The sequence below is a fragment of the Streptomyces panacea genome, from assembly GCF_040560175.1.
GTDB classification, from domain to species: Bacteria; Actinomycetota; Actinomycetes; order Streptomycetales; family Streptomycetaceae; genus Streptomyces; species Streptomyces panacea.
In genome coordinates, this window is sequence record NZ_JARJHW010000010.1 from 52,188 (window position 1) to 77,563 (window position 25,376).

General features: G+C 69.7%; 15 protein-coding genes. 10 read left to right on the forward strand and 5 right to left on the reverse strand.

Annotated features, from left to right (window positions below):
- The first annotated feature begins 415 nt into the window (after window positions 1–415).
- From P3L51_RS04685 to P3L51_RS04720, 8 genes are all read left to right on the forward strand, one after another.
- The gene (locus P3L51_RS04685) at window positions 416–3,775 is read left to right on the forward strand and encodes an FHA domain-containing protein (protein WP_354603763.1); all 3,360 of its coding nucleotides are present in this window, start codon (window positions 416–418) and stop codon (window positions 3,773–3,775) included.
- A gap of 333 nt (window positions 3,776–4,108) precedes the next feature.
- Window positions 4,109–5,509, forward strand: a complete 1,401-nt coding sequence (locus P3L51_RS04690; protein ID WP_435594372.1) for an ABC transporter substrate-binding protein — start codon at window positions 4,109–4,111, stop codon at window positions 5,507–5,509.
- 4 nt (window positions 5,510–5,513) lie between these two features.
- A complete protein-coding gene (locus tag P3L51_RS04695; protein ID WP_435594373.1) occupies window positions 5,514–6,878 on the forward strand; it encodes a carbohydrate ABC transporter permease in 1,365 nt (454 codons plus the stop codon).
- Window positions 6,875–7,792: a carbohydrate ABC transporter permease gene (locus tag P3L51_RS04700; protein WP_354603747.1), complete on the forward strand. Its 918-nt coding sequence runs from the start codon at window positions 6,875–6,877 to the stop codon at window positions 7,790–7,792. The genes P3L51_RS04695 and P3L51_RS04700 overlap by 4 nt, the downstream gene beginning before the upstream one ends.
- A 138-nt stretch (window positions 7,793–7,930) precedes the next feature.
- Window positions 7,931–10,174 carry a bifunctional glycosyltransferase/CDP-glycerol:glycerophosphate glycerophosphotransferase gene (locus P3L51_RS04705; protein WP_354603748.1) on the forward strand — a complete coding sequence of 748 codons (2,244 nt, stop codon included), beginning with the start codon at window positions 7,931–7,933 and terminating at the stop codon, window positions 10,172–10,174.
- A 97-nt stretch (window positions 10,175–10,271) separates the two neighbouring features.
- On the forward strand, window positions 10,272–10,778 hold the full coding sequence (locus P3L51_RS04710) for an SseB family protein (protein ID WP_435594374.1): 507 nt from the start codon (window positions 10,272–10,274) through the stop codon (window positions 10,776–10,778).
- Window positions 10,775–11,422, forward strand: a complete 648-nt coding sequence (locus P3L51_RS04715; protein WP_354603749.1) for a hypothetical protein — start codon at window positions 10,775–10,777, stop codon at window positions 11,420–11,422. The genes P3L51_RS04710 and P3L51_RS04715 overlap by 4 nt, the downstream gene beginning before the upstream one ends.
- Window positions 11,422–13,050, forward strand: a complete 1,629-nt coding sequence (locus P3L51_RS04720) for a WXG100 family type VII secretion target (protein ID WP_354603750.1) — start codon at window positions 11,422–11,424, stop codon at window positions 13,048–13,050. Before P3L51_RS04715 ends, P3L51_RS04720 begins: the two co-directional genes overlap by 1 nt.
- Window positions 13,051–13,485: 435 nt before the next feature.
- Here P3L51_RS04720 and P3L51_RS04725 read toward each other — a convergent pair whose 3' ends face one another.
- Entirely contained in the window at window positions 13,486–14,817 is a 1,332-nt protein-coding gene (locus P3L51_RS04725) for an NsdA family TPR-like regulatory protein (protein WP_354603751.1), read from the reverse strand.
- Window positions 14,818–14,954: 137 nt separating this feature from the next.
- Here P3L51_RS04725 and P3L51_RS04730 point away from each other — a divergent pair, with 137 nt between their 5' ends.
- Both P3L51_RS04730 and P3L51_RS04735 read left to right on the forward strand, forming a co-directional pair.
- Window positions 14,955–15,845, forward strand: coding sequence for a radical SAM/SPASM domain-containing protein (locus P3L51_RS04730; RefSeq protein WP_354603752.1), 891 nt, complete (start codon window positions 14,955–14,957; stop codon window positions 15,843–15,845).
- A 7-nt stretch (window positions 15,846–15,852) separates the two neighbouring features.
- Entirely contained in the window at window positions 15,853–16,656 is an 804-nt protein-coding gene (locus tag P3L51_RS04735) for a phosphotransferase (RefSeq protein ID WP_354603753.1), read from the forward strand.
- Between the two features lie 61 nt (window positions 16,657–16,717).
- On the opposite strand, the gene P3L51_RS04740 is transcribed toward P3L51_RS04735, so the two are convergent.
- The 4 genes from P3L51_RS04740 to P3L51_RS04755 all read right to left on the reverse strand — a co-directional run bounded on the left by P3L51_RS04740 (window position 16,718) and on the right by P3L51_RS04755 (window position 25,251).
- Window positions 16,718–17,875, reverse strand: a complete 1,158-nt coding sequence (locus P3L51_RS04740) for a glycosyltransferase (RefSeq protein WP_354603754.1) — start codon at window positions 17,873–17,875, stop codon at window positions 16,718–16,720.
- Window positions 17,872–20,760: a bifunctional glycosyltransferase/CDP-glycerol:glycerophosphate glycerophosphotransferase gene (locus P3L51_RS04745; RefSeq protein ID WP_354603755.1), complete on the reverse strand. Its 2,889-nt coding sequence runs from the start codon at window positions 20,758–20,760 to the stop codon at window positions 17,872–17,874. Before P3L51_RS04745 ends, P3L51_RS04740 begins: the two co-directional genes overlap by 4 nt.
- The gene (locus P3L51_RS04750) at window positions 20,757–24,290 is read right to left on the reverse strand and encodes a bifunctional glycosyltransferase/CDP-glycerol:glycerophosphate glycerophosphotransferase (RefSeq protein WP_354603756.1); all 3,534 of its coding nucleotides are present in this window, start codon (window positions 24,288–24,290) and stop codon (window positions 20,757–20,759) included. The genes P3L51_RS04745 and P3L51_RS04750 overlap by 4 nt, the downstream gene beginning before the upstream one ends.
- An 82-nt stretch (window positions 24,291–24,372) precedes the next feature.
- Window positions 24,373–25,251, reverse strand: coding sequence for a TylF/MycF/NovP-related O-methyltransferase (locus tag P3L51_RS04755; RefSeq protein WP_354603757.1), 879 nt, complete (start codon window positions 25,249–25,251; stop codon window positions 24,373–24,375).
- Between the last annotated feature and the right edge of the window lie 125 nt (window positions 25,252–25,376).

A 25,376-nucleotide genomic window follows, 5' to 3' on the forward strand; every position in this document is an offset into this window, starting at 1 on the left:
GTCATGCGCTCCCTGCTGCTGGTGGTCCTTGCATGGCCCCGGGGCCACCCGGGTGTCCGACCTACTTTAGAGGTCGCGCGTGGGTTCCCGTCGCGGTCATGTTCGAGAGGGAGACGCGCGCCTGCTACGGATGGTTGCCAAACACGGGTACCCGCGGGGTCCACGGATGATCCCAACCCGCTCCCAACCACGCACTTTTGCACCCACAGCCGACCATTCAAGATCACAAACCCGTGGTCCGTGGGCGTGTTGTCGGTGGCAGGTGCGAAGATGCCATCCAGCACTCGGTGTGTGGGGTCGTTCGCTCACCGTCCGTGCCGACCTGTACCGGCCGATGTGTCGGTGCCGGGTGGGGGGATTCACACAGGGCAGCACCCCTGCCGGGCACCCCGCGCAGAAGGGACCGCCGACGGCGATGCAGATCCGGCTGACCGTCCTCGCGCCGCGCAGCGGCCACCCCGCGGGGCGCGCGTGCGACGTGCTCGTCACCGCCCCGGCGGGGACGGCGCTCGCCACCGTCGCCTCCGCCCTGGCCACGGCCGTCGCCGGCTCCGACGTCTCGGGCGCCGTCGTGCTGTACGCGGGACGGGAGCGCCTGGACGCGCACCGCCGCACCCTGGGCGAACCTCCGCTGGTGGACGGCGCCGTGCTCTCCCTCCAGGTCCCCGGCGAGGACGACGTGCCGACCGAGGACGTCCCGGCCCAGCTCCATGTGGTCGCGGGTCCGGACGCGGGCGGGGTGCATCTGCTGCACGGCGGGCAGGTCAGGATCGGCCGCTCGGCCGACGCCGACGTACCGCTCGACGATCCGGACGTCTCGCGGCTGCACTGCTCGGTGACCGTGGCCGATGACGGTCATGTCTCGGTGGCGGACCTGCATTCCACGAACGGCACGACGCTCGAAGGCGTACGGGTCGGGTCCCGGCCGGTGCCGCTCCCGGCGGGCGCCCTGCTGCGGCTGGGCGAGTCGGCGCTGCGGCTCACCTCCGGCGGCCGGACGGAGACCCTGGCGACCGCGCCGGACGGCGAGGGGCATCTGCGGATCACGCGCGGAGGCGGTGCGGGAGGTACGGCGGGGGGCGGCAGGGCCGCCGGGAGCGAAGGCGCGGGTGCGAACGTGGCATCCGGCGCGGTGGCGGGATCGGGGACGTACAGCGGCCCGCGATCCGGCCAGGACTCGGGGGCGTACGCGCCGGGCACGCCCGGCGGCCGGACGGTCCACGCGTACGCGCAGGGCGGTCACGGCAGTCACGGCGGCCCCGCCGTCACGCCGCGCGTGCCCGAGCCGCGCACGCCCCGCTCGGACGCCGACACCCGGTACGGCGACGCCCTGTACGCGCCGGTGCCCGGCGTCGGCGGGCACCCCGCGCACGACCGGGCCGACAGTGACGAGGCGCACAGCGCGGCCGACGACGGCCCGCAGGGACACAGCCGTGCGCCGGGCTCCCGTCGGCAGGGCACGCCCACACGCGGTACGGAGCTGCCCGAAGGACCCGGCAGACGACGCGGCGGCATAGGCGCCTGGGCCCGCCGGCTGGCCGGCACCCGCGACGAGGAGTTCCCCGACGGCGACGAGGGCGTCCCGGCGGCCACCTCGCGCCCCCGCAGCCGCCCGCCGCGCGACGAGACCTGGCCCGACCCCGCCTCCGTACTGATGACGGCACTCGGCCCCGGCCCCCGGCTCTGGGAGCGCGGCCCCGGCCACCCCGAATCGCTCGTCCTGCGGCTGGGCACGACGGAGCGCCCGTCGCCCGACGGATCCGGTCCGCTGCCCTCGGTCCCCGTGACCGTGAGCCTGCGCGAGGCCGGTTCGCTCGGTCTCGCGGGCCCCAGGGAGCGGCTGACCGGCCTCGCCAGGTCGGCCGTGGCGCAGCTCGCCGCGCTGCACTCCCCCACCGATCTGGAGATCGTGCTGGTCAGCGCGGACCGGAACAGGAGCGTGGAGCAGCGCAAGCGCGAGTGGGGCTGGCTCGGCTGGCTGCCGCACGTGCGGCCGGCCCATGGCCAGGACTGCCGGCTGCTCCTCGCCTACGACCGGGACCAGGCCGCCGCCCGGCTGGGCGAGCTGACGCGCCGGCTGGACGACGGACCCCTCGGTACGGGGTGGGCGTCGGCCGACAGCAGGTCCGTCGCCGAGGCCGCCGGGCGGTACGAGGGCGCGGCCACCCTGGTGGTCGTGGACGGCGATCCCGGCTCGTCGGCGCTGCGCGAGACCACCGCGCGGCTGGCGGGCGCCGGTTCCGTGGCCGGTATCCATGTGATCTGTCTCGCCGAGACCGAGGCGGCCTCGCCCGTCTCGCCGGTCGCCGCGACGTACGAGACGGCGTGTGCCGCCTCGCTCGCCTTCCGTGAGTGCGGGGCGGTGGCCATGCTGAGCGGCGATGTGGCGACGGCGCTGCGGCTCCTCCGTACGGCGGTGGGACGGCCCGCCGGGCACGGCACGGTCGCGACGGTGGACGCGGTGTCCCCGGCGTGGGCCGACCGTTTCGGCCGGGCGCTGGCCCCCCTCCGTACGGAAGCGGGCAGCGCGGCCTCCTCGGGCCGGAGCAGGCAGGCCGCGGCGCTGCCGCGTTCGGCCAGGCTGCTGGACGAGTTGGGGCTGGCGCGGGCGACTCCCGCGTCGCTGATGGCCCGCTGGGCGTCGGCGGCGGGCAGCACGACGGTTCTCGGCACGGGGCCGCACGGCCCGGTGACGGTGGATCTGGTGGAGGAGGGCCCGCATCTGCTGATCGAGGGGCCGCCGGGCAGCGGCCGTTCGGAGCTGCTGCGCGCGGTCGCGGCCTCGCTGGCCGCGGGGAGCCGCCCGGACCTGCTGGGCCTGCTCCTGGTGGACGGCGCGGGCGGTGAGCGCGGCGAGGGGCTGCTGGCCTGTACGGAACTGCCGCATGTGACCGAGCACTTGGTGGCGTCGGACCCGATCCGGATGCGGGAGTTCGCGCAGGCGCTGGGCGCGGAGCTGAAGCGGCGCGCGGAGGTGCTGGGGCGGCTGGACTTCGCCGAGTGGCACAACAGACGTGAGGTCGCTGAGCGGATGGTGGGCCAGCGCGCGCCGAGCCCCGCCGAGCAGGGTGGTTCGCGCCGTGAGCGCGCGCAGGGCCCGGAGGCGTCGCGGCAGCCGCCCGCCGGCGGCGGCACGCAGGGCTCGGGCACCGGCAGCACGAGCACCGGCGCGGGCGGCACCTTGGGCAGCAGCACCCTCAGGCTGCGCCAGACCTCGTCCCGTACACGCGGCGAGCCCGGCCCCGGCCCCGTCCTCCCGCGGCTCATCGTCCTCGTCGACGACTTCGACGCCCTGGTCGCGCCCGCGCTGGGCAGTCCCGGCCGCCCGGCGGCCGGTTCGGTCGTACGGGCCCTGGAGGCGGTCGCGCGCGACGGCGAGCGGCTCGGTGTCCATCTGGTCGCCACGTCCGCGCGCCCCGAGCGGACGTCGGAGACGGAGCTGGCGGGCCGCACACGCCTTCGAGTGGTGCTGGACATGCCGTCGGCCGCGCCCGCCCCGGACGACCCGCTGCCGGGCCGCGGCAGGCTCGGGCACCCGGACGGCCGGGTGACGCCGTTCCAGGGCGGCCGGGTGACCGGCCGGATCCCGCGTACGGCGACGCTGCGGCCCACGGTCGTCCCGCTGGAGTGGGAGCGCATGGGCGATCCGCCGGCCCGTCGGCCGGTACGCGAGCTGGGCAACGGGCCGACGGATCTGGCCCTGCTCGCAAGTGCCCTGGAAAGGGCCGCCCGTTCGGTGTCCGCGATGCCGGTGGGACCCCTGGGTCGTGTCTGACGGTGACCACCGCCCGGGTGGTCGGCGGGTGGTCGTCCGGTGGTCGCCCCGTGGCCGAAAGCGGACATCCTGAGGTCGGAGGGTGTTCTGGTCCAGACCTCGGCAGGTCGCCATGCCTTCACATCTCTGAAATTACCCCTACGTCCGTAAACGACGTCACGAGCCCATCACGATCTTCGAATTGAAGCCCAAGACAGTATTGCGGCCTACGGTCACTGCGCGTAGGACTTACCGCACGGGACAAGGACGGCGTCGTCAGCTCGCTCGGGGCGCCGGTCCGCACGCGTAAACATGCGTCAAGATCCGCACGCTCAATGGAGAGACGGGGCAGTCATGCGTACAACTCTTAATGGCCGCAAGGCATTTGGAGCCGGAGCACGCTCAGCGGCACGAGGATCACACAGAGCGGCGGTGGCGGCCGTGGTCGTCGGCGCCGTGGTGCTCACCGGCTGTGGTGGCGACTCGGAGGACAAGTCGGACGGTGGGGGCGAGAGCAAGAAGCCCGCAACCTCGGTCGAACTGCCCAAATTGGACGGCGAGAAGATCCAGGTCGCCGCGGTGTGGACCGGACCCGAGCAGGCCAACTTCACGAAGGTCCTCGACGAGTTCGAGAAGCGGACCGGTGCGACGGTGACGTTCGTCCCCGCGCAGGACCCGATCGTCAACTTCCTCGGCACGAAGATCGCCGGCGGCAGCCCGCCCGACGTCGCGATGCTCCCGCAGGTCGGCGCGATCACGCAGGCCGTCGAGAAGAAGTGGGCCAAGCCCGTCGGCGCCGAGGCCAAGGCCCAGCTGACGAAGAACTACGGCAAGGGCTGGCAGGACCTCGGCGCGGTCGACGGCGAGCAGTACGGCGTCTACTTCAAGGCCGCCAACAAGTCGCTGGTCTGGTACAACAACACGGCCTTCGAGAACGCGGGCGCGGCCGAGCCCAAGACCTGGAAGGACCTGCTGACGACCGCCGAGACGATCTCGGCGTCGGGCGTCGTCCCGGTCTCCGTCGGCGGCGCCGACGGCTGGACGCTCACCGACTGGTTCGAGAACGTCTACCTGTCGCAGGCCGGTCCGGAGAAGTACGACCAGCTGGCCAAGCACGAGATCAAGTGGACCGACCCGTCGGTGGCCACCGCGCTGACGACGCTCGCCGAGCTGTGGGGCAAGCCCGCCCTGGTCGCCGGCGGCGCGGACGGCGCGCTCCAGACCGAGTTCCCCGCCTCCGTCACCCAGACCTTCACCGGTGGTGACGTCCCGAAGGCCGCCATGGTGTTCGCCGCGGACTTCGCCGGCGTGAACGTCACCGAGGCCGGTGCCAAGGTCGGCACGGACGCGAAGATCTTCCCGTTCCCGGCGGTCGGAGCCGACTCCCCCGTGGTGACCGGCGGCGACGCGGCCGTGGCGCTCACGGACAGCAAGGGCGCGCAGGCGCTGCTGACCTTCCTGGCGTCCACGGACGCCGCGCAGATCTGGGCGGAGGCCGGCGGCTTCATCTCGCCGAACAAGTCCCTGGACGGCAAGGCGTACCCGAGCGACGTGCAGCGTGACATCGCCAAGGCGCTCATCGACGCCGGTGACGACTTCCGCTTCGACATGTCGGACCAGATGCCGCAGTCGTTCGGCGGTACGCCCGGCAAGGGCGAGTGGAAGGCCCTCCAGGACTTCCTGAAGAACCCGAAGGACGTCAAGGGCGCCCAGCAGCAGCTGGAGTCGGACGCCGCCAAGGCCTACAAGAGCTGACGCGGTGACTTCGGTGACGACAGGGGGCACCGGCACCAAGGTGTCGGCGCCCCCGCCCCCTGCCAAGGGGAAGCGCAAGAGCGTGACAGGCACACGTAAAGGCCTCGCGGTGGCGTTCCTGCTGCCCGCGCTGGTCCTGCTGGGCGCGCTCGTGGTCTACCCGATCGGGTTCTCCGTCTACAGGTCGTTCCTCGACCAGTCCGGCGACAACTTCGCGGGCTTCGACAACTACGTGGAGATATTCACCGAGGACACCATCCGGACCGCGATCAAGAACAACTTGATCTGGGTGGTGGTGGCCCCCACGGTCGCCACCGCTCTCGGTCTGATCTTCGCCGTACTCACCGAACGGGTGCGCTGGGGAACGGCGTTCAAGCTGATCGTCTTCATGCCGATGGCGATCTCGATGCTCGCCTCCGGCATCATCTTCCGGCTGGTGTACGAGCAGGCCCCGGAGCGCGGCATCGCCAACGCCGTCGCCGTGGGCGTGCACGACACCTTCTCCGAATCGGCCGGATACCCGAAGGCGCGCCCGCTGCCGGTGCATCCGCTGAAGGCGGGCGACGCCAAGGGCTCGTTCGTCACCAAGGCGCCGGTCTCGGCGGGCACTCCGGTGCTGCTGCCGCTGGTCGGCGTACCGCCCGGGAAGATGCCGTCCGACGCCGTACCGGCGAAGGCGGCCACGAGCGGCGGCGACGAGATCACCGGCACCGCCTGGCTGGACTTCACCAAGGGCGGCGGCGGCAAGCCCAACGTCGTCGACACCGAGGAACTGGGCCTGGGCGGCCTGAAGATCGAGGCGGTCAAGGACGGCAAGGTCGTCGCCTCGGCCAGCGCCGCCTCCGACGGTACGTTCACCCTGCCGGCCTCGGCCGACGGAGCCGTACTCCAGCTGCCCGAGAGCAACTTCAAGGAGCCGTACAACGGCGTCGACTGGCTGGGCCCGTCCCTCGTCACCCCCGCGATCATCGGCAGCTATCTGTGGATGTGGGCGGGCTTCGCGATGGTGCTGATCGGCGCCGGTCTGGCGAGCATGCCGCGTGAACTCCTGGAGGCCGCGCGGGTCGACGGCGCGAACGAGTGGGACGTGTTCCGCCGGATCACCGTCCCGCTGCTCGCACCGGTCCTGGCCGTCGTCATGGTCACCCTGATGATCAATGTGCTGAAGATCTTCGACCTGGTACTGATCATCGCGCCAGGCTCGTCCCAGGACGACGCGAACGTGCTGGCGCTCCAGCTCTACCGCTCGTCGTTCGGCACGGACGCCAACGTCGGCGTGGGCAGCGCGATCGCCGTATTCCTCCTGCTGCTCGTGATCCCGGTGATGCTCTTCAACATTCGCCGGATGCAGAAGGAGAACCGCCGATGAGTACGACTGACACAGCGGTCAAGGCGAAGCAGCCCCCGCCGGCCGACACAGCGGTCAAGGCGAAGCTGTCCCTGCCGGCCCGGATCGCGGCGAAGGCCGGCAGCGGAGTCGTCCAGGTCTTCCTCATCCTGGTCGCCCTGTTCTGGATGATGCCGACGATCGGTCTGCTGATCTCCTCGCTGCGCGGCGGCGCGGACATCGCGGCGAGCGGCTGGTGGGAGGTCTTCACCAAGCCGGCGCAGCTCACCACCGAGAACTACTCGGAGCTGCTCTCCAACGACATCATCACCAACTCCCTCTGGTCCACGGTGATGATCACGGTCCCGTCGACCGTTCTGGTCGTGGTGATCGGCTCGCTCGCCGGATACGCCTTCGCGTGGATGGACTTCCCGGGCCGCGACTGGTGGTTCATGCTCGTCGTCGGTCTGCTGGTGGTCCCGGTCCAGGTCGCGCTCATCCCGGTCTCCGAACTCTTCGGTGAGATCGGGATCTTCGAGACGACCTTCGGCGTGGTCATGTTCCACGTCGCCTTCGGACTCCCCTTCGCGATCTTCCTCCTGCGGAACTTCTTCGCGGAGATCCCACGGGAACTCCTGGAGGCGGCCCGCCTCGACGGCGCGGGCGAGATCCGGCTGTTCACCCGGGTCGTGATGCCGCTCGGCGGTCCCGCGATCGCCTCGCTCGGCATCTTCCAGTTCCTCTGGGTCTGGAACGACATGCTGGTGGCCCTGATCTTCGCGGACTCCGAGAATCCGCCGATCACGGTCGCGCTCCAGCAGCAGGTACGGCAGTTCGGCAACAACATCGATGTGCTGGCGCCCGGCGCCTTCCTGTCGATGATCATCCCGCTGGCCGTCTTCTTCCTGTTCCAGCGGCAGTTCGTCACGGGGGTCATGGCGGGGGCGGTCAAGTAGGGCCGCTTCGGGCACCCGTTCGACGGAAAAGTACGCCAAAAGGGGCGGGCCGGTTCAACTACCGGCCCGCCCGGCTTATTTGTCCCCCGTATGCCACGTCTGGCGTAACCAGCTCACTCCATCGGCCGTTCCCGAGCCATGGCCCGGTTCAGCATCATCGTCCCCGCGTACAAGGTCCAGGCGTACTTGCAGGAGTGTCTGCGGTCGGTCCTCGACCAGACGTACGAGGATCTCGAACTCATCGCCGTGGACGACGGATCACCCGACGCCGGCGGGGCGATCATCGACGAAGTCGCCGCGACCGACCGGCGCGTGGTCGCCGTGCACCTGACGGAGAACGAGGGCCTCGGCCCCGCCCGTAACGCCGGAATCGCCCGAGCCACCGGTGACTACCTGATCTTCCTCGACGGCGACGACACCCTCACCCCCGGCGCCCTCCAGACCATCGCGGACCGGCTCAAGGAGACGGACGGCCCCGATGTCCTGGTCTACGACTACGCCCGTACGTACTGGTCCGGCGAGGTCGTCCGGAACGTGCTCGCCGAGCTGCTCGACGAGAGCGGCCCCGCGTCCTTCCGACTCACCGACAGGCCCGACCTGTTGAGGGTGCTGATGGTCGTCTGGAACAAGGCGTACAGCCGCGAGTACATCGCCCGCCAGAACTTCACCTTCCCGCCCGGCTACTACGAGGACACGCCCTGGACCTTCCCGGTCCTGATGGCCGCCGACACGATCACGACGCTCGACCGTGTCTGCGTGCACTACCGGCAGCGGCGCCAGGGCAACATCCTCTCCACCACCAGCCGCAAGCACTTCGACATCTTCGACCAGTACGACCGTGTCTTCGCGTTCATCGACGCACGGCCCGCCCTGGACGACTGGCGGCCCGTGCTGTTCCGGCGGATGCTCGACCACTTCTCCAAACTCGTCGCCGTACGGGGCCGGTTGCCGCGCCGCAGCCGCCCCGAGTTCTTCCGCCGCGCCCGCGCCCACCACCGCCGCCACCGCACCCCCGGCTCGGCGCCGCTGCTGCGGGCCCGGCTGCGCCACACCCTGCTGCGGTTCGGCGCGCACCGCACGTACCGCGCCCTGTGGACGGCGCAGCGCGCGCAGATCGGCTCCCGGCAGGTCGCCACGGCCCTGGGCCGGGCCGTGCGCGCCGGGGCGCTGCACCTGCACTACCGGATCCAACGGTGCCTGCCGGTACGGGAGAACAGGGCGGTCTTCGCGGCGTACGACGGCCGGGGCTACGCCTGCAACCCGGCGGCCATCGAGGAGAAGGTGCGTGAACTCGCCCCGCACATCGGCACATCGTGGATCGGGCGCGCCGAATACCACCACACCGTGCCCACCGCCACCCGCAAGCTGCGCCCCGGCAGCTTCGGCTACTGGACGGCGCTCGCCCGCGACAAGTACCTCGTCAACAACGTCAACTTCGACCGCCGCCTGGTCAAGCGCCCCCGGCAGGTCCTCCTCCAGACGCACCACGGCACCCCGCTGAAGTCCATGGGCCTCGACCTCCAGGACCACCCGGCCGCCGCCCGCCGCACCGAGTTCGACCGGCTCCTCGCGGGCGTCGACCAGTGGGACTTCTCCCTCTCGGCGAACCGTCACTCCACCCTCGTCTGGGAGAAGGCCTATCCGGCCGGCCACACGGCGCTCGAATACGGATATCCGCGCAATGACGTGTTCCAGCGCGCCACTTCGGCGGACGTCGCCCGGCTGCGGGAGTCCCTCGGCATCCCCGAGGGCTTCACGGCCGTGCTGTACGCGCCCACGCAGCGCGACTACCGGCGCACCCCGTACGTCCCGCTGGACCTGGAGCGGCTCGCCCAGGCGCTGGGCCCGCGCTTCGTGGTGCTGACCCGCGCCCACCACACGTACGAGGCACCCCTGCCGCACACCCCGCACCCGCGCATCATCGACGTCTCGGGCCACCACCGGGTCGAATCGCTGTGCCTGGCCGCCGACGCGCTCATCACGGACTACTCGTCGCTGATGTTCGACTACGTGAATCTGGACCGGCCCGTCGTCATCCACATCGACGACTGGGACGCGTACGAGGCGGCCCGCGGCACCTACTTCGACGTCCGGGCCTTCCCGCCGGGCGCGGTGGCGCGCGACGAGGACGACCTGATCGACATCTTCACCACGGACCACTGGCGCGGCTCCCGCTCGGCACAGCTGCGCGCGGCCTTCCGGGCGCGTTTCTGCCCGTACGACGACGGCCTGGCGGCCGAGCGCGTGGTACGCCGCGTCTTCCTGGGCGAGACGACGGGCCTGCCGGCGCCGGTCCCCCTGGAGGACCGCACCCCGGCACCGTCCCCGGTGTCACTGCCGCAGCAGCGGCACGGGCGGAACCTGTCGGACGTGGGGCGCTGAGCGTCGCCGACGGCCGGGCCCCGAACACCGCCCAGGTAGGCCCCGACCACTGACCGACTGCTTTCTTCGTTGCTCCTGGCAAGCGTGCCGTGACAGCATGCGACGCGTGTTCGATCACGGGGATGACGCAAGGGAGCCTGTCCGGCGTTCGAGGATCGCGGACCTGGCCGGCCAGCCTGTTTCGGAGGCGCCTGCGGTTGTGGCACCGGTGCCGGTGCGCGCTGTGATGCCGACGTTCGATCCGATGGCGGTGGCGCGGCGGGAGTTCGCGGTGTTGCTGGGTGAGTTCCGGCGTACGGCGCTGGTGGTGCCGCTGGATGCCGACGGGGATCTGTGGTCGGCGGAGCAGAACGGTGTTCGCTGGATTTGCGCGTTCTCGGACGAGGTGGCGTTGGCGCGGTTCGCGCGGGCGCGGGGGGATGCCGGGCGGGAGTGGGTGTACCGGACGGTGTTGGGCGCGCGGTTGCTGGATGTGATGGTGCCTCTGCTGCCGGGTCCCGCGGGGGTGGCTCTGGACGCGGGTGGTGAGGACGGGATGTTGTTCCCGCCGGTGGCGGGGATCGTGCCGGACGCGGTCGCGGTGGATCTCGGGGGGATGCGGTGAGCGGGGAGGGTTCCGATCTGCGGGTCCCGCCGGAGGCGTTGGCCGCGATCGCCAAGGGGATCGATCTGGCGCACGCGGAGTTGAAGGATCTCGGCATGATCGGTGAGGCGTCGGCGGGCCGGGGCTTCTCCGATCTCGCCCTGTCGGGGCTGGAGTTGGGGCACGGCGGGCTGGCGTCGAAGTTCGGGACGTTCTGTGACCGGTGGGAGTGGGGTGTGCGGGACCTGACGCAGAAGGGGAACGGGTTCGCGCAGGGGGTGGGGCTGTCGGCGGGCTCGTACGCGGAGCACGACAGTTACGTCAAGGACGCGGTCAAGATCGGTGTGAACTCCCTGAACGGCAACCCGCACCTGTCCGAGGACGAGGTGAAGGGCATGAGCTGGGACACCGTCAGCGGCCAGTCCCCGTACGACAATCCGGACTGGAGCGGGGAGTCGATGGCCCAGGCCCACGGTGAGGTGAAGCAGCAGTGGCAGAACACGATCTACGACGCGGAGGACGCGGCGCTGGACTCGATGGAACGCAACGGGCTGATGGACCCGGAGGTCCGGGCCGCGGTGGACGAGGAGTTGAAGGACAGGCTTGATCCGTCGCGGGAGACGATCGATCAGGCCGAGCAGCCGCGGTGGGGTGACAATCGCTGATGACGGACTGGGGGAAGATCGGCGGAGACCTCTACGACGGTGCCGGCAAGCTGTACGACGGGGGCAAGAAGCTTGTCGGCGAGGGCATCGACAAGGGCACCGACATCGTCGGCTCCGGCCTGGAGAAGGTCGGCGCGGACGAGTGGGCGGACTCGGTCGAGGACTGGGGCGACGAGACGGCGTCCTCGCTCGGGGCGGAGGTCGGCGAGCAGCAGCTCGGGCAGAGCGAGGAAGCGAACGAGCTGATCCACGGAAGGCCGGAGAAGATCACCGCGGCGGTGAAGAACCTCCGGGACTTCCAGAAGGCGTTCGATCTCGTCGGCGGCGGGATGAAGAAGCTCGACGCCGGTCACTGGAAGGGTGAGGCCGCCGACGCCTTCCGGGCGAAGTTCGCGCCGCTGCCCACCGACTGGCTGCGCGCGGCGGACGCGTTCGAGGCCGGGGCCAAGGCGCTGGAGGCGTACGCGACGGCGGTCACCAGTGCCCAGGGCAGGGCCGGTGAGGCGATCGCCCTGTTCAAGGCGGGCAACGAGGCGTCCAAGACGGCCGCGGCCACGTTCAACAAGAAGGCCGACGCGTACAACGCCGCCCGCACCAGCGACGCCCCCCTTCCGCACCCGGGGGAGTTCAGTGATCCGGGCGCGGCCATGCGGCGGCGCGCGCGGGAGATCCTCGACGACGCCAGGCGGGGTCGTAACGAGGCCGGGGCTGCGGCGGAGAGTGCGATCGGCGCGGCGATGGCGCACGCCCCGAAGGAGCCCACCGGTCTTGACCGGGCGAAGCAGGAACTGCTGGACTACGGGGCCGGCCAGAGCGTCGAGCTGGCCCACTTCGGCGGCGGAATCATCAAGGGCACCGCCGGAATGCTGAACTTCGTCCGCTCGGTCCACCCGCTCGACCCCTACAACGTGACGCACCCGGCCGAGTACTACAAGGGCGTCAACATGACGCTCACCGGCCTCGTCTCCACCGCCGCCAACCCGGACAGGGCACTGAAGAACGCCCTGGACGCGGCCAAGGGCGACCCCTCCGAATTCATCGGCCGACTCGTCCCCGAACTCATCGGCACCAAAGGCGCCGGCCTGATCAAGGGCGGCGTCAACGCAGGAGTGCGCGGAATAGGGTCCGGCAAATTGCCGGATGAATGGATGACGGGGGCGCGGCGACGCCCGAGAGACCTACTGGATGATCCAGAACAAACCAGGTGGGCCGAGGAAGCATACGCCAGCTTCCTGGAAGATTCACGTGATGTGAGCAGCATCGCCGACCACTCTCGTGACGCGCAAAGGGGCGAAGGCGCAACAGGATTCTCCTACGAAGAGATTTCGTCGGTCAAGAAGCATGTGTTCGATACCGAGCATCCGATCGTCGACCCGGAAACAGGTAAGGTTGCGATGCGAAAGTTCGACGCTGATGCTGAGATCGCAGATGCCTGGATTCGACTCAGATCCGGCAACGCATTACCCGAAGACTTCACCCTCCTTGAACACGAGATAGCCGAGCTCGGATACCTCCGCGACAACCCTGGATCCACCTACCAGCAAGCCCACCGATTCGCAAACGAAGACTACAATTGGGAACAGTACATTCCACTGTTCAAACGAGAAGACCTGGAAGGTGAATGGTAATGGCTTCACTCGTATATTTCCGCAAGGTTTCCGAATCGGCCGAATCGGTCGAATATATTTTCGGATTCGACACGAACGACCCTCCCCATCGACTCCTGATGGATACAAAAAGCCGCAGATCTCAACCAATTGACTGCGAAATCGATTACGCATTCTTGAAGGCGTCACGCAAGATTAATGCACTGTATGAAGAGACGTCACAATGGCCTGACCACGGAATGAGCGTCAGCTAAGACGCTGTCTCACGCGGCGATCTTTGCAAGCAGCGGTGGCCGAAGGGCCCAGACGACCGACCACTCGATCTTCCAGCGGCTGTACCGCGGCTGGTCCGATTCCTGCATGGCAGCGACAGCGCCGGTCAAGTCGTCCATCTCGAAACGCACTTGGCTGGTGCGGTAGACGTCACCGTCGTGGACCTCCCGTAACCCTCATAATTCATTTCACACAGAGTTGACGAGAGCGCTCGGAGGTTTGCCGCGCGATCGAATTCGCCCCATAAGGTGAAAGCAGCGAAGGAATTTTCCTCACCAACCCATCGATCCTCCCTGAGTGGATCGCCGGGTAATCATGCAGGACGGCATTCCAAGTTGCACAGGCCGCCTCTAGGTGGCCGATTTCAAGTTGCCTTTCAGCAAGCAACGACCCGAAAGTCACCTTACTTCTATGCGAGTCCGTGGAACTCCGCAGCCGGAAGTAATCGTGAAGCGATTCGACGCTCCCCTTCGTATCGCCCAACGCGTGCCGAACTTGTGCGGTGGCATACGCCAACGTTGCTGAACTGAATTTGCCGAACGTCCCGTGTTGGCTTTCCGTCTGATTCACCGCGCGTTCCGCCTCTCGGAGACTGTTCAGCGCGTTTGTCCGCTCACCTGCCAGCGCGTACGAATGCGCTTGTTGCCCAGCAAGAAACGCACGCATACGGGGACTGGACTCGGGGGACGCCTCTGCGGCAGCGTTCGCGAGCCGCACCGCTGGTGTGCCGTGACCGAGATTCGCGGCTTGCACCGACATTCCCCGCAGGACGTGGCAATAGGTCATGTGGTCGCCGCTGACGCCCGCAAGATCCAGGCTTTTTACGTAATACTCTTGCGCCCGGCCGTGCCCTCCCTCATCCATTGCCATCCACCCGGTCAGGTAGCAGAGAAAGGAGGCGGCAGACATCATCGCCTTGCGGATTTCGCTTGACGCGCTCGCTTGTAAGTAGGGAGCGACGGTGTTGACCAAGAATGCGGCAGCCATCGGACGAGCGTAGCGTCCGCCAAATTCGTCATCGAGATCTGACAGCCGGTCGGTCATTGCTGATACTGCCTGAACTTCGGATCGCCCGATGCGCCGCTGCGGATCAGTCCTGATGGCCTCCATTCGGCCTACGACATCGGGCCAGCCCGGAATGGTGAGCGCTACAGAGAAAAGCCCGGCACCGAGAAGGGTCCGGCGGGACGGGTCCATATCTGACCTCCCTAGATCGATCAGCCCCTCCACCGTACTGGCGGGTTGTTTCAAGTGATCAGGAGACGACGGAAAGCCCGCCTCACCGGACGTGACGGGGCGATGGAGTCTTCGGGCCAGCGCTTCGAGGATGAGCGGCCGGGTGCCTTGCTTGGGCATGCGCCCCTTCAACCACTGATGAACGGAAGGTTCCCGGTACTTGAGTGGCGTCCCCCGCTCGGTCCCCACGCGGTTGACCGCCTGGGCGAGCTGACGCAGTGTCCACCCGCTCTCGCGGTACAGCCGCTCAAGTGCGGTGTTCGGCTCCGGTGTACTCACGTTGCCCCAACTCCCCTTAAGCGCAGCTCTTAAGGCTCTTAAGTCGTGTCGCTGTAACCACAGTAGCGCTGTCAGTGACGATCCGGTTGCCTAGAGCGAGGACGTCGACCGGATCACTCAATGCGAGAGGCACGACAGTGACAACGATCGCGGAAACACCGACCGCTGAGACAGCGCCGGCCACACCCCGGCGGCTCTGGTTGGACCTGACCCGACAGTGCCAACTGAACTGCGTGCACTGCTACAACGCATCGGGACCGGATGGCACCCACGGCACCATGACCCGTGAGGACTGGGTCAGCGTCCTGGACCAAGCCGTCAACTGCGGGGTCCACGCAGTCCAGTTCACTGGCGGTGAAGTCACCATGCACCCCGACGCCCGGGACCTGATCGACCACGCGCTGAACCTCGGTCTCAAGGTCGAGGTCTTCAGCAACCTGGTACACGTCACCGACGATTGGTGGAACCTGTTGCAGCGCGACGGGGTCACGCTCGCCACGTCGTACTACTCCAACCAGGCCGCCGAGCACAACGCGATGACTGGCCGCCCCAGTCACGGCCGGACACGGGCGAACATCGCCAAGGCCGTGCGACTTGGCATCCCACTGCGCGCCGGAGTCATCGTCGGCGACAAGACGCAGCGGGCAGACGAGGCACAGCGCGAACTCGCGGCCCTGGGCGTAACGCGCGTCCGTGTGGATCACGTCCGGCCCTTCGGGCGCGGCGGCCGGAACCAGGCGCCGGACGTGGCCAACCTGTGCGGCAGGTGCGGCATCAGCCGCGCGGCTATCAGCCCGACCGGAGAAGTGTCACCGTGCGTTTTCTCCGCATGGCTGGGTGTCGGCAACGTCAAGGACGCCCCGCTCGCCACTATCCTCGACAGCCCTGCCATAGATCGGGCCAACGTGGCTATCAGGAGCGAGCGCGACCCGTGCTCACCGGACAGCGAGGACGACTCGTGCGCACCGGACAACGACGACGAGTGCAGCCCGGGCTTCCCGGGCAGCTCGTGTACCCCGAGGAACTGAGAGATCGATGAGCGTCGACCTTCTCGCGTCCGGACTTCAGACGTTGATCTACCCGTACACGGGCGACCTGGAGGACGTTCAGCGCACGGCCCGCGGATTCAGCTCGGACCTGACGGCTGTAGTCGAATGCGAGAAGGGCCCGTTCTTCGTCAAGGCGGTCCGCAACCGGCCCGGGGGACGTCGCGATTCCATCATCCGGGAAGGGCTCATCAACCCGTTCGTCCGCCCCATCTCTCCGGCGCTCCGATGGCAGGCGGAGGACGACGGGTGGATTGCCCTCGGCTTCGAGCGGCTCCGGGGGCGGTCGTCCGACTTCGCGCCCGGCTCGCCAGACCTCCCCGCAATCGTGGACACCGTCGGCCGAATCGGGGAAATCGGCCTACCCGGGATCGCCCGTGACTGGGCGGAAACACGCTGGAACAGATTCGCCCGCGACGAGACTGACGCCGCGCGTTTCCAGGGGAACACTCTGCTCTACACCGACATCCACCCAAGCAACTTCATGATCGGTGGTCCGGACACGTGGGCGGTCGACTGGTCCTGGCCGACCCACGGCGCGGCATTCATTGATCCCGCGTGTCTCGTCGTGCAACTCGTCGCAGCCGGACACCGCGCTGAAGCCGCTGAGGCGTGGGCCGGTCACTGCGAAGCGTGGACAAGCACGGACCCGAAGGCTATTGACGTCTTCGCCGCTGCCACCCTGCGCATGTACGAGGTATTCGTGGAGCGGAAGCCCGATGCGGCATGGCTCAAATCCATGGTCGCGGCAGCAGAATCCTGGACTGAGCACCGTGGTGTCACAAGAGTCTGAAGTGGCTCAAGCGCGCCGGACGCGCCGCATGTGCGGCCCGTCCAGCGCTTGAGGACAGGCCCTACCGGTCCAGCAGCGCGAACAGCTCGTGCCAGCGGCGCAGGATCTCGTCCTCGGAGTACCGCTGGACGTTCACCCGCGCCCGGTCCCCCAGGGTGTCCCGCAGCCGGGGGTTGCCCGTCAGTCGCAGCAGCCGGTCGGCCAGGGCGTCCGTGTCGCCCGGTGGGGCGAGGAGGCCGTCCTCGCCGTCCGTGACGATCTCGCGGACGCCCGGCGCGCAGTCGAAGGCCGCGCACGGTACGCCGCTCGCCATGGCCTCCATGAGGGCCAGCGGGAACCCTTCGCCTCGCGAGGACTGGACGAAGACCGAACTTTCGGCCAGCGCGCCCGCCACGTCGTCGGTACGGCCCATCCATTCGACCGAGCCGTCCAGCCCCAGCGCGGTGCACCGCTTCTTCAGCGCGGCGCCGTCCTGGCCGGCGCCGTAGATCCGCAGCCGCCAGTCGGGCCGCTGCCCGGCCACCGTGGACCAGGTCTCCAGGAGCAGGTCGATGCCCTTCTGGTCGTCCAGGCGGCCGATGCTGGCGACTGTCTTCCCGGTGCGCGGGGAGGGGAATTCGGGCAGTGAGCCGAGCGCGTTGGGCATGGCGCCGACGTTGTCGAAGCCCTCGGCGATCCAGGCGTCCGCGTCCTCCTGGGTGAGGGTGAGCCAGCGGTCGACCAGCGGATAGCTGTTCTTGATCCAGCGGAAGCGGTGGCAGCGCTTGCTGTACTCGTACGACTCGTGGCTCATCCCGATCAGCCGCAGACCCGTGGTGTCGGCCTCCAGGACCCACTCCATGGGCCATACCTGGGTGACGATCACCAGCGCGCCGGGCCCGGCCGCCCGGAAGATCTCCGTGAGACGCGCGACGGCCCGCCGTTTGTCCGCGACCCTGGCCGACTCACGGCGGCGCGCGGCGAGGTCGAAGTAGCCGAACGGCGGGCGCGCGCGCCAGGGGGTCGGCGGGTGGGAGGGGTAGAGCGCGGTCACCGGATAGGCGGGCGGCTCGGGGAGGGTGAGCTTCAGCTCGGCCTCGTGGATGCCGACGACCTGGACGCGGTGGCCGTGGTCACCGAAGAGGCGGGCCATCTGGTGCGTCCAGGCGGTGACGCCGCCGAGGACGTCGGTGGCGTTGGCGAGCAGGATCAGCGCGCGCGGCTCGGTGGCAGTGGTCATCGGCGGGGCCTTCCTGCGAACAGCACGTCCACGGCGGTGCGTGCGGCCTGGCCGCTCTCGTAGCCGCCGAACTTCTCGGCGAAGCGGGCGCGGTCCTCCCGGTGCGCGGCGTCGGACTGCTTCAACTCATCAAGCGCACGCAGGAGTTCGTCCTCCGTCTCGACCACCGGGCCGGGCGCCTCCGCACGCAGGTCGAAGTAGCTGCCGCGCTCCGCCACGTACGCGTCCAGGTCGGGCGTGAAGAAGACCATCGGCCGGTCCAGCAGGGCGTAGTCGAACATGATGGAGGAGTAGTCCGTGATCAACGCGTCGGCGAGGCAGAGCAGTTCGCTGACGTCGTGGTGGCCGGACACGTCGATCACCGTGCCGGGCGGACAGACGGGCAGGACGGCGGACTCCAGATAGTGGGCCCGTACGAGCAGGACGTACTCGTCACCGAATCGCTCCGCGAACTGCCGTACGTCCAGCGGCAGTCGCGTGGTACGGCCCTTCTTCGGCATCCCCCGGAAGGTCGGCGCGTACAGCACCACCTTGCGGTGGTCGGGGATCCCGAGGTCCGCGGCGAGCGCCGGGCGCGGGAAGCGCCCCTGACTCTCGTCGGTGGCGCGGGCGCGCACGAGCCGGTCGTTGCGCGGATAGCCGCAGGGCACGAGGGATTCGGCGGGCTGCCGGTAGTCGCGTGCCAGGGTCCGCACGTCGTGTTCGGACCGTACGAGGAAGTGGTCGAACCGGGCGAGGGCGGCGCTCAACTTGGCGCGCTCCGGGGCGTTCTGCGCCTTGATCCGGCTCTCGGCGAAGCCCATGCGCTTGTACGCGGAGCCGTGCCAGGTCTGGAGGTAGGTGGTGCCGGGAGGCTTCTTCAGGTCGAGCGGGAAGCCCTGGTTGTCCACCCAGCACTGGGCGCGGGCGAGGGCCCACAGATAGCGCCAGGACAGCCGTCGGACCAGCCGCGCGTCCGCCGGGAAGCCGTCGGCGGACGAGGCGTACGACCAGGTGCAGCGCACCCCGCGCCGGCCCTGCGCGCGCAGTTCCTCGTAAATGGCGCGCGGGCTGTCGCCGTAGCACTTGCCCATGTGGGTCTCGAAGACCACCGAGCCCTTGCGGACGGGGAGCCGGACCAGCAGCCGGTTGTAGACGCGCGCCTTGACGGAGCGGGCGGAGAGCCGGTCGAAGCGCCGACGCAGCCCCTTGGCCAGCCTCTTCACCTTGCGGGCCGGGCGGAAGTGGGTGAGGTAGCGGAAGGCCGCCGCCGCGAGGCGGCCGGGTCGGCGGCGCGCCTCAAGTTGCAGCGCGAGGTGGTGCTTCACCGTGACGTACGGCTTCCAGCTGTCGCCGAACAGCCGGCCCCGGCGCGGTCGCGCCCGGTAGACGCCCGCCGCGTCGACCCGGTGCCGCTCCAGGAACAGCGGTCCTGTGTTGGTGCCGGTCGGCGTGTGGAGGACGAAGCGGGGGTCGCACACGCGGTCCCGGACGCCGCCGACGCGCAGCAGCGCGCCGATCTCGACGGAGGCGCGCCAGTGGACGGCGTCGGCCTCGTGCCACACCTCGTCCACGGAAGTACGGAAAACGAGCCGCCCGTCGCTGCCGCGTGCCAGGAACTCCAGGAAGGCCGTCAACGGACCTTCCGGTGGGAGCAGTTGGAGCGGCGCGGGGAGCCGCCCTTCGAGGACGAGTCGGTCGCCCTCCTGTCCGCAGTGGGTGAGGTGATTCAGTAACGGGGTGTCCTTGAAAGGCCGGTACTGGTGGCCGAGCTCCGTGACGTCGAGCGCCGTCCGGGCCCGGGGGTCGTCGGGCAGCGTCGCCCGCCAGTACACGCGGCCGTCGCGCTCGGTCAGTGCCGAGGCGACGGTGCCCGGCCTGCCGAGCGCGTAACCGGCGGCCAGTACGCCCTGCGCGTCGCCGTCCGTGAGGAGTTGGAGGCAGACCCGTTCCAGGGGCGGCAGGTCGAGCCGTAGGTCCGGGTCGGTCCGGGCGGCGGGCAGGGCGGCGACCAGGTTGGCGGCGCGGGTGCGCTCGTCCGCGTCCAGCTTCGGGAACTGCCGGGCGAGTGGCACGAGTTGGTCGGCGAGGAAAGCGCGGTCGCGGGCGGCACGCAGCGCCGTATCGGCCTGGAACAAGGGCAGTTCGGCGACCCGTACGTGCGCGGCGAGCTGTCCCGCCAGCGTGCCCGCCGGGTCGTCGGGTGCCCGGCCGCTGACGATCAGGTTGGGGACGAGGGCGATCCGGCGTGCGGCGGCGGCCACTTCGGCGCCGAACAGGATCTCGCTGCGGTCCAGATCCTCGGCGTAGCGCAGACCCGCCCGCTCCAGGAGGGCGGCGCTCACACAGAAGCCGGTCACCAGGGCGTCGGCGACGACGAGTTCGGGGGCGTCGGCCGGGTCGTTCAGGGTGCGGGAGCGCGCGTACAGCTCGCTCTCGACGAGCCGGGCCGGGGGCTGCTCCTTGGCGCGGCGGCCCGCGCGCCGGGTCCAGCGGCCGGCGGCGAGGTCGGCGCCGGAGCGTTCGGCGGCCTCCCACAGATTGCGGCAGGCGTCCCGCTGGAGACGTTCGCCCTCACCGAGGACGGTGACGTACCGGCCGCGCGCCTGGTCCAGGCCGTGGTTGCGCAGCACGGCCGTGGTGGGGGCCTCGGCGCCCGACGTGACGATCCTGACGCGTGCCGGATCCAGCGCGGCGAGTTCGTCGGCGACGGCGCGTACGTCGTCGGCGGCCGACTCCGCGTCGGCGGGGGCCACTTGGACCATGGGCTCCACGACGGTCAGGCCCAGTACCACCACCGCCTCGGTGGCGCGCATGGTCTGCGCGACGACGGACTCGACGGACCTGCGCAGCGCCTGGGGATCCGGTCCGGCGGTGATGACGCAGCTGATCTCCACCGCGCTCATGCGCCGCCCCCCACGGGCATCAGGTCCGCGACCCGGCCGGCGGCGGTGCCGTCGTCCAGGTCGCAGAAGCTCTCCCGGAATCGGTCGTAGGCGACCGTGGGCACCCGCGATCCCGGGGCCCGCAGCGCCGCCACCAGCGCGGCGGTGTCGGCGACGAGCGGGCCTGGTGCCGCCGACTCGAAGTCGAAGTAGAAGCCGCGCAGCGTGTCCCGGTAGTGCTCCAGGTCGTACGCGTGGAAGTACATCGGGCGGCCCGTCTGCGCGAAGTCGAACATCAGCGACGAGTAGTCCGTGACCAGGGCGTCGCTGATCAGCATCAGCTCGGCGACGTCCGGGTAGCGGGAGACGTCCCGTACGAAGCCGGTCGCGCCGCGCCCCGCTCCCGGGACCGTGCCGCCGACCAGATAGTGGCGGCGGACGAGCAGCACATGGTCCTCGGCCAGCTCCCGCGCGGCCTGTTCCAGGTCGAGTTGGAGGTCGAGTCCGTACCGGCCGGCCTTCTTGGGCTGGTCCTCGCGCCAGGTCGGCGCGTACAGGATCACGCGCTTGTCCTCGGGGATCTCAAGGTGTTCGCGCAGGGCGTCGGCGATCTTGCCCCGGTCGGGCGCGTGCAGCAGGTCATTGCGCGGATAGCCGGACTCCAGGACCGTGCCCTCGTAGCCGAAGGCGCGGCGCATGATCGGTGTGGAGAAGCTGTTGGGCGAGACGAGCACGCTCCACTGCGCGGCCCGGCGCGGCAGGGTCGCGATGTACGCCTCGTCGGCGTGGGCGCTGCCGGTGAGGTCGCGGCCGATGCGCTTGAGCGGGGTGCCGTGCCAGGTCTGGACGACGTACTGGCCGTCCGCCCGCTCGAACCATTCGGGCAGATGTGTGTTGCTGACGACACATCGGCTGTGGGCCAGCGCCTCGTACCAGTCGGCGCTGTGCAGTTCGACGGCGCGGACACCGCGTGGCAGCGTCACCTGCCGGTCGCGCACGACCCACAGATGCTCCACGGGGGCCTGTCTGCGGACCAGTTCCTCGTGGACGGCGCGTGGTGAGTCGGAGTACTGCCTGCCGTCGAAGCTGTTGTAGAGGACCGCGTCGCGCAGCGGGCCCACGGTGCGGGAGTTCGCGTAGCCGTAGCGCAGGCGTTGTTGCCGGTACGCGCCGCGGTCCTGCTCGGGGAGCACGGATCCGGAGTGCAGCTGGAGCATGTCCTGCTGGTGCCGGTCCAGGGTGAACTCGCGTCCGTCCAGGCTCCGTACGAGCGGCAGCGTATGGTGCCGCGACGGCTGGACGCGTACGGCGGTGTAGCGCTCCGGGTCGGTCTCCCCCGGCTCGCGGACGAACAACAGCCACCGCCCTTCCGCCAGTTGGCGTGTGCCGTGCAGCCCCTCGACGGCGGCGGGCAGCAGGGCCGTACGGAACCGGCCGTCGGCGAGTGTGTCGACCGGGAAGACGTTCTCCTCCCGGTGGCCGCTGTGCTGCAACACCAACTCGACAGCCTGGAGGGCGGGTTGACTGCCCTGAAGGATCAGCTCGCCGCCCGCCGTCCAGTCGAGTACGTCGACCACCGGCTGCTCGGTCTGGTCGCTGAGGATCAGATCACCCGCGGCGTTGGCGGTGACGTACAACTCCCGTCCGTCACCGAGGCCGTAGTGTCCGGGCCGGACCGCGCCACGGGCCGCCACGGCGAAGCGGCTGCCGTTGGTCCGTACGAGATGGACGCCCCAGGGCACGGTGGACCGCCGGCGCGCCGTGGGGTCGCCGAAGGCGGAGAGCGGGATGTCGGCGCTGAACGTGCCGTCCACGATCCGCAGCGGGACCTCGTGGACGTCCTTGGTGTACCAGTTCTGGACGGCCAGCGCGCCCGGCGGGCCGCTCGTGGAGCCGCTGGTGGCGTGGATCAGGCCCTCGATCCGTACGGTTTCGTCGGCCTGCGAGTGACCGGTGAGCAGGGCGCGTACGGGCTCGACGCGCAGTTCGAGCTTGTTGCCGGAGAGCGTCGGGACGACGCGTGTGGTGTCGTCCACGTAGTGGACGGCGGGCACGGCGGGTGCCGCGGCCGAACCTGTCAGCCGCAGCGGCGCCCGGCGCAGGCGTCCCGCTCCGAACACCCCCATCTCCAGCTTCCAGACGGTGCGGGCGGAGCCGGAACCCCGCGCCTTCACCAGCCGACGTGGATCGACGACGGTCTCGAACCCGGCCCAGTCGTAGAGGTGCAGGCCCTGCCTGGACTCGTACGTCGCCGCCGGCATCCGCACGGTGCGCGTCCGCAGCGGCAGCACGCGCCGCTTCCCGGTGCGCAGCCACGCCGCCTTGACGGACTTGCGGCGCGTGTCGGCCGGCACGTTGCGTACGTACGCGTAGCCCTTGAGGTGCAGTCGCCCGGCGCGCCATACGGCCTCGGTGAGATGCGAGGTCACCGGCAGCTCCTTGGGCCTGAGGGTGGCGACGGCCCGGGGCAGACCGCCGGTGAGCACCGGGTACTCGGCGCGGGACCTGCGCAGTCCACGGACGCCGAAGGCGCCGGGGTCGGCCTTCTCGTGGGCCAGCAGCGCGAGGAGTTCGGGCATCCGTCGCTCGCGGATCAGATGCCACTTGACGCGCAGATGCAGCGGGAGGGCGTCGAATACGTTCTGGTCGACCGTCGCGGCGAAGGTGTTGGCGTGGTCGAGGAAGGCGGCGTGGAAGTCGGCGTCGCCGTCGGGCAGGGCCTCGATGAACAGCCACAGATCGCCGGAGAGCACGTGCTGGTGGTAACGGCGCCGCGCCTCAGCCCAGTTGACATCGCTGTCGCCGCCCGCACGCCGCTGCCGCTGCCGCTCGGCAAGGAAGTCGCTGACGGACGACACGGCGGTGACCCGGTCCCGGATCCCCTTCGGTACGGCGCGCTTCGCGGTGATCGAGCCGTCCCTGGTCCGCCAGTGGTAGACGGGGCCGGACAGCACGTCGACGCCGCCCGCCAGGAAGTACGCGGGCAGCACGACGGCGATGTCCTCGTACAGCACCCCGGTGGGGAAGGCGAAGGAGTGGCGGTCCCAGAAGGACTTCCGGAAGACCTTGTTGCAGGCGATGCGGTCCCCGAGCAGCACCCAGTCGCGGGTGATGCCGGTCCCGGAGCGCTCGGTCGCCATCGGCTTGCGGAACATCGGCGCCTGGACGAGCGCGCCGCCGGGGCCGAGCCGGAGCACATTGCCGGTCGCGAAGTCGGAGCCCGAGGCGTCGAGCGCGGTGAGCATCCGCTCGTACGCGTCGTCCGGCACCACGTCGTCGCTGTCGACGAAGGTGAGGAACTCCCCCCGGGCGTAACGGACTCCGGTGTTGCGCGCCGCGCCGAGCCCGGCGTTCTCCTGCTCGACCAGCCGGAACCGTTCGTCCCGTTCGGCGAACCGTCTCGCGATCCGTGCGCTCCCGTCCGTGGAACCGTCGTTCACCATGACGATCTCGGAGTCGGCCATGGTCTGTCCGGCCAGTGAGCGTAGGCAGTCGTCGAGATAGTCCTCCACGTTGTAGATGGGCACGACGACGGTGAGGCGGGGGGTCATGCGCGGTGCACGGTCCTTCCGAACTTCTGAACTTCCGAACTTCCAAGCTTCCGAACTGCCCGACTGCCGAACAGCGGTGGAGTCAGGGCTTGACCGCGATCCGGCCCTCGTCCATGCGCAGCATGAGCAGCCGTTCGCCGGTCTTCTCCAGGAACTCGTCCACGGCCTGGCGGGAGCCCTGCCAGTAGCCGTAGTCGTCGATGAGCAGCACACCGCCGCTGACCAACCGGGGGTAGAGAAACTCCAGTTCGTGCTTGGTGGAGGCGTACCAGTCGGTGTCCAGGCGCAGGATGGAGATCTGCTCGGGCGCCTGCTGCGGCACGGTCTCCTCGACCATGCCCTGCACGTAGTGCACCCGCTCGCCGGGGTACGGCACCCGCTCGAAGCCCGCCTGTACGTCCTCCAGCGAGGCGATGGCCCAGATCGGCCGGTCCTTGCCCTGCGCGGCGAGCAGGTCCTCGGCGGACTTGCCGTCGCGCCGCAGGTCTTCGGCGGTGGGCGGCGGCATGCCCTCGAAGGTGTCGAAGAGGTGCAGGTCGCGGTCGGTCTCGCCGAGCGCGAGCAGCGTCTTGGCGCAGGCCTGCATCGAGCCGCCGCGCCAGACTCCGCATTCGACGATGTCACCGGGGATGTTGTGCCGTACGACATGGCGGGTGGCCAGGATGAAGGCGTTGAGCCGCTCCGGGGAGGTCATCGTGTACGGCTTGACCGCGCGGATGATCTCCTTCGCCTCGTCGTCGTAGTCGGCGGGGAGCGCCGCCGGCTTCGGTTTCGGCTTGGGCTTGGGCGGCGGCTCCGCTGCCCGCGGGGCCTGCGCCGGTACCTGTGCGGATTCCGGTGCCGATTCCGGGGCCTGTGCGGCGGGGGGCGTCGCCGACCGTGGGGCGGGGACGGGGATCCGCCTGAGCTGATATCCGGTGAGCTTTTCGAGTGCGCCGTTCACTGCGCTTCGCCATGCCATGCCGACGGACGGTACGCGGAGAACTCAGCCGATGTCACCTTTCGTCAACTCCCGTTGCCTTATGCCTCTTTCGTGTGCAACTCAGCTGTTACGGGCTGTACGGCTCCGGGCTGTGCCTCCGGGGC

Coding starts and splice junctions, on each gene's coding strand:
- P3L51_RS04685 (WP_354603763.1), top strand. CDS start 416: ATGCAGATCCGGCTGACCGTCCTCGCGCCGCGCAGCGGCCACCCCGCG.
- P3L51_RS04690 (WP_435594372.1), top strand. CDS start 4,109: ATGCGTACAACTCTTAATGGCCGCAAGGCATTTGGAGCCGGAGCACGC.
- P3L51_RS04700 (WP_354603747.1), top strand. CDS start 6,875: ATGAGTACGACTGACACAGCGGTCAAGGCGAAGCAGCCCCCGCCGGCC.
- P3L51_RS04705 (WP_354603748.1), top strand. CDS start 7,931: ATGGCCCGGTTCAGCATCATCGTCCCCGCGTACAAGGTCCAGGCGTAC.
- P3L51_RS04710 (WP_435594374.1), top strand. CDS start 10,272: ATGCGACGCGTGTTCGATCACGGGGATGACGCAAGGGAGCCTGTCCGG.
- P3L51_RS04720 (WP_354603750.1), top strand. CDS start 11,422: ATGACGGACTGGGGGAAGATCGGCGGAGACCTCTACGACGGTGCCGGC.
- P3L51_RS04735 (WP_354603753.1), top strand. CDS start 15,853: ATGAGCGTCGACCTTCTCGCGTCCGGACTTCAGACGTTGATCTACCCG.
- P3L51_RS04740 (WP_354603754.1), bottom strand. CDS start 17,875: ATGACCACTGCCACCGAGCCGCGCGCGCTGATCCTGCTCGCCAACGCC.
- P3L51_RS04745 (WP_354603755.1), bottom strand. CDS start 20,760: ATGAGCGCGGTGGAGATCAGCTGCGTCATCACCGCCGGACCGGATCCC.
- P3L51_RS04750 (WP_354603756.1), bottom strand. CDS start 24,290: ATGACCCCCCGCCTCACCGTCGTCGTGCCCATCTACAACGTGGAGGAC.
- P3L51_RS04755 (WP_354603757.1), bottom strand. CDS start 25,251: ATGGCATGGCGAAGCGCAGTGAACGGCGCACTCGAAAAGCTCACCGGA.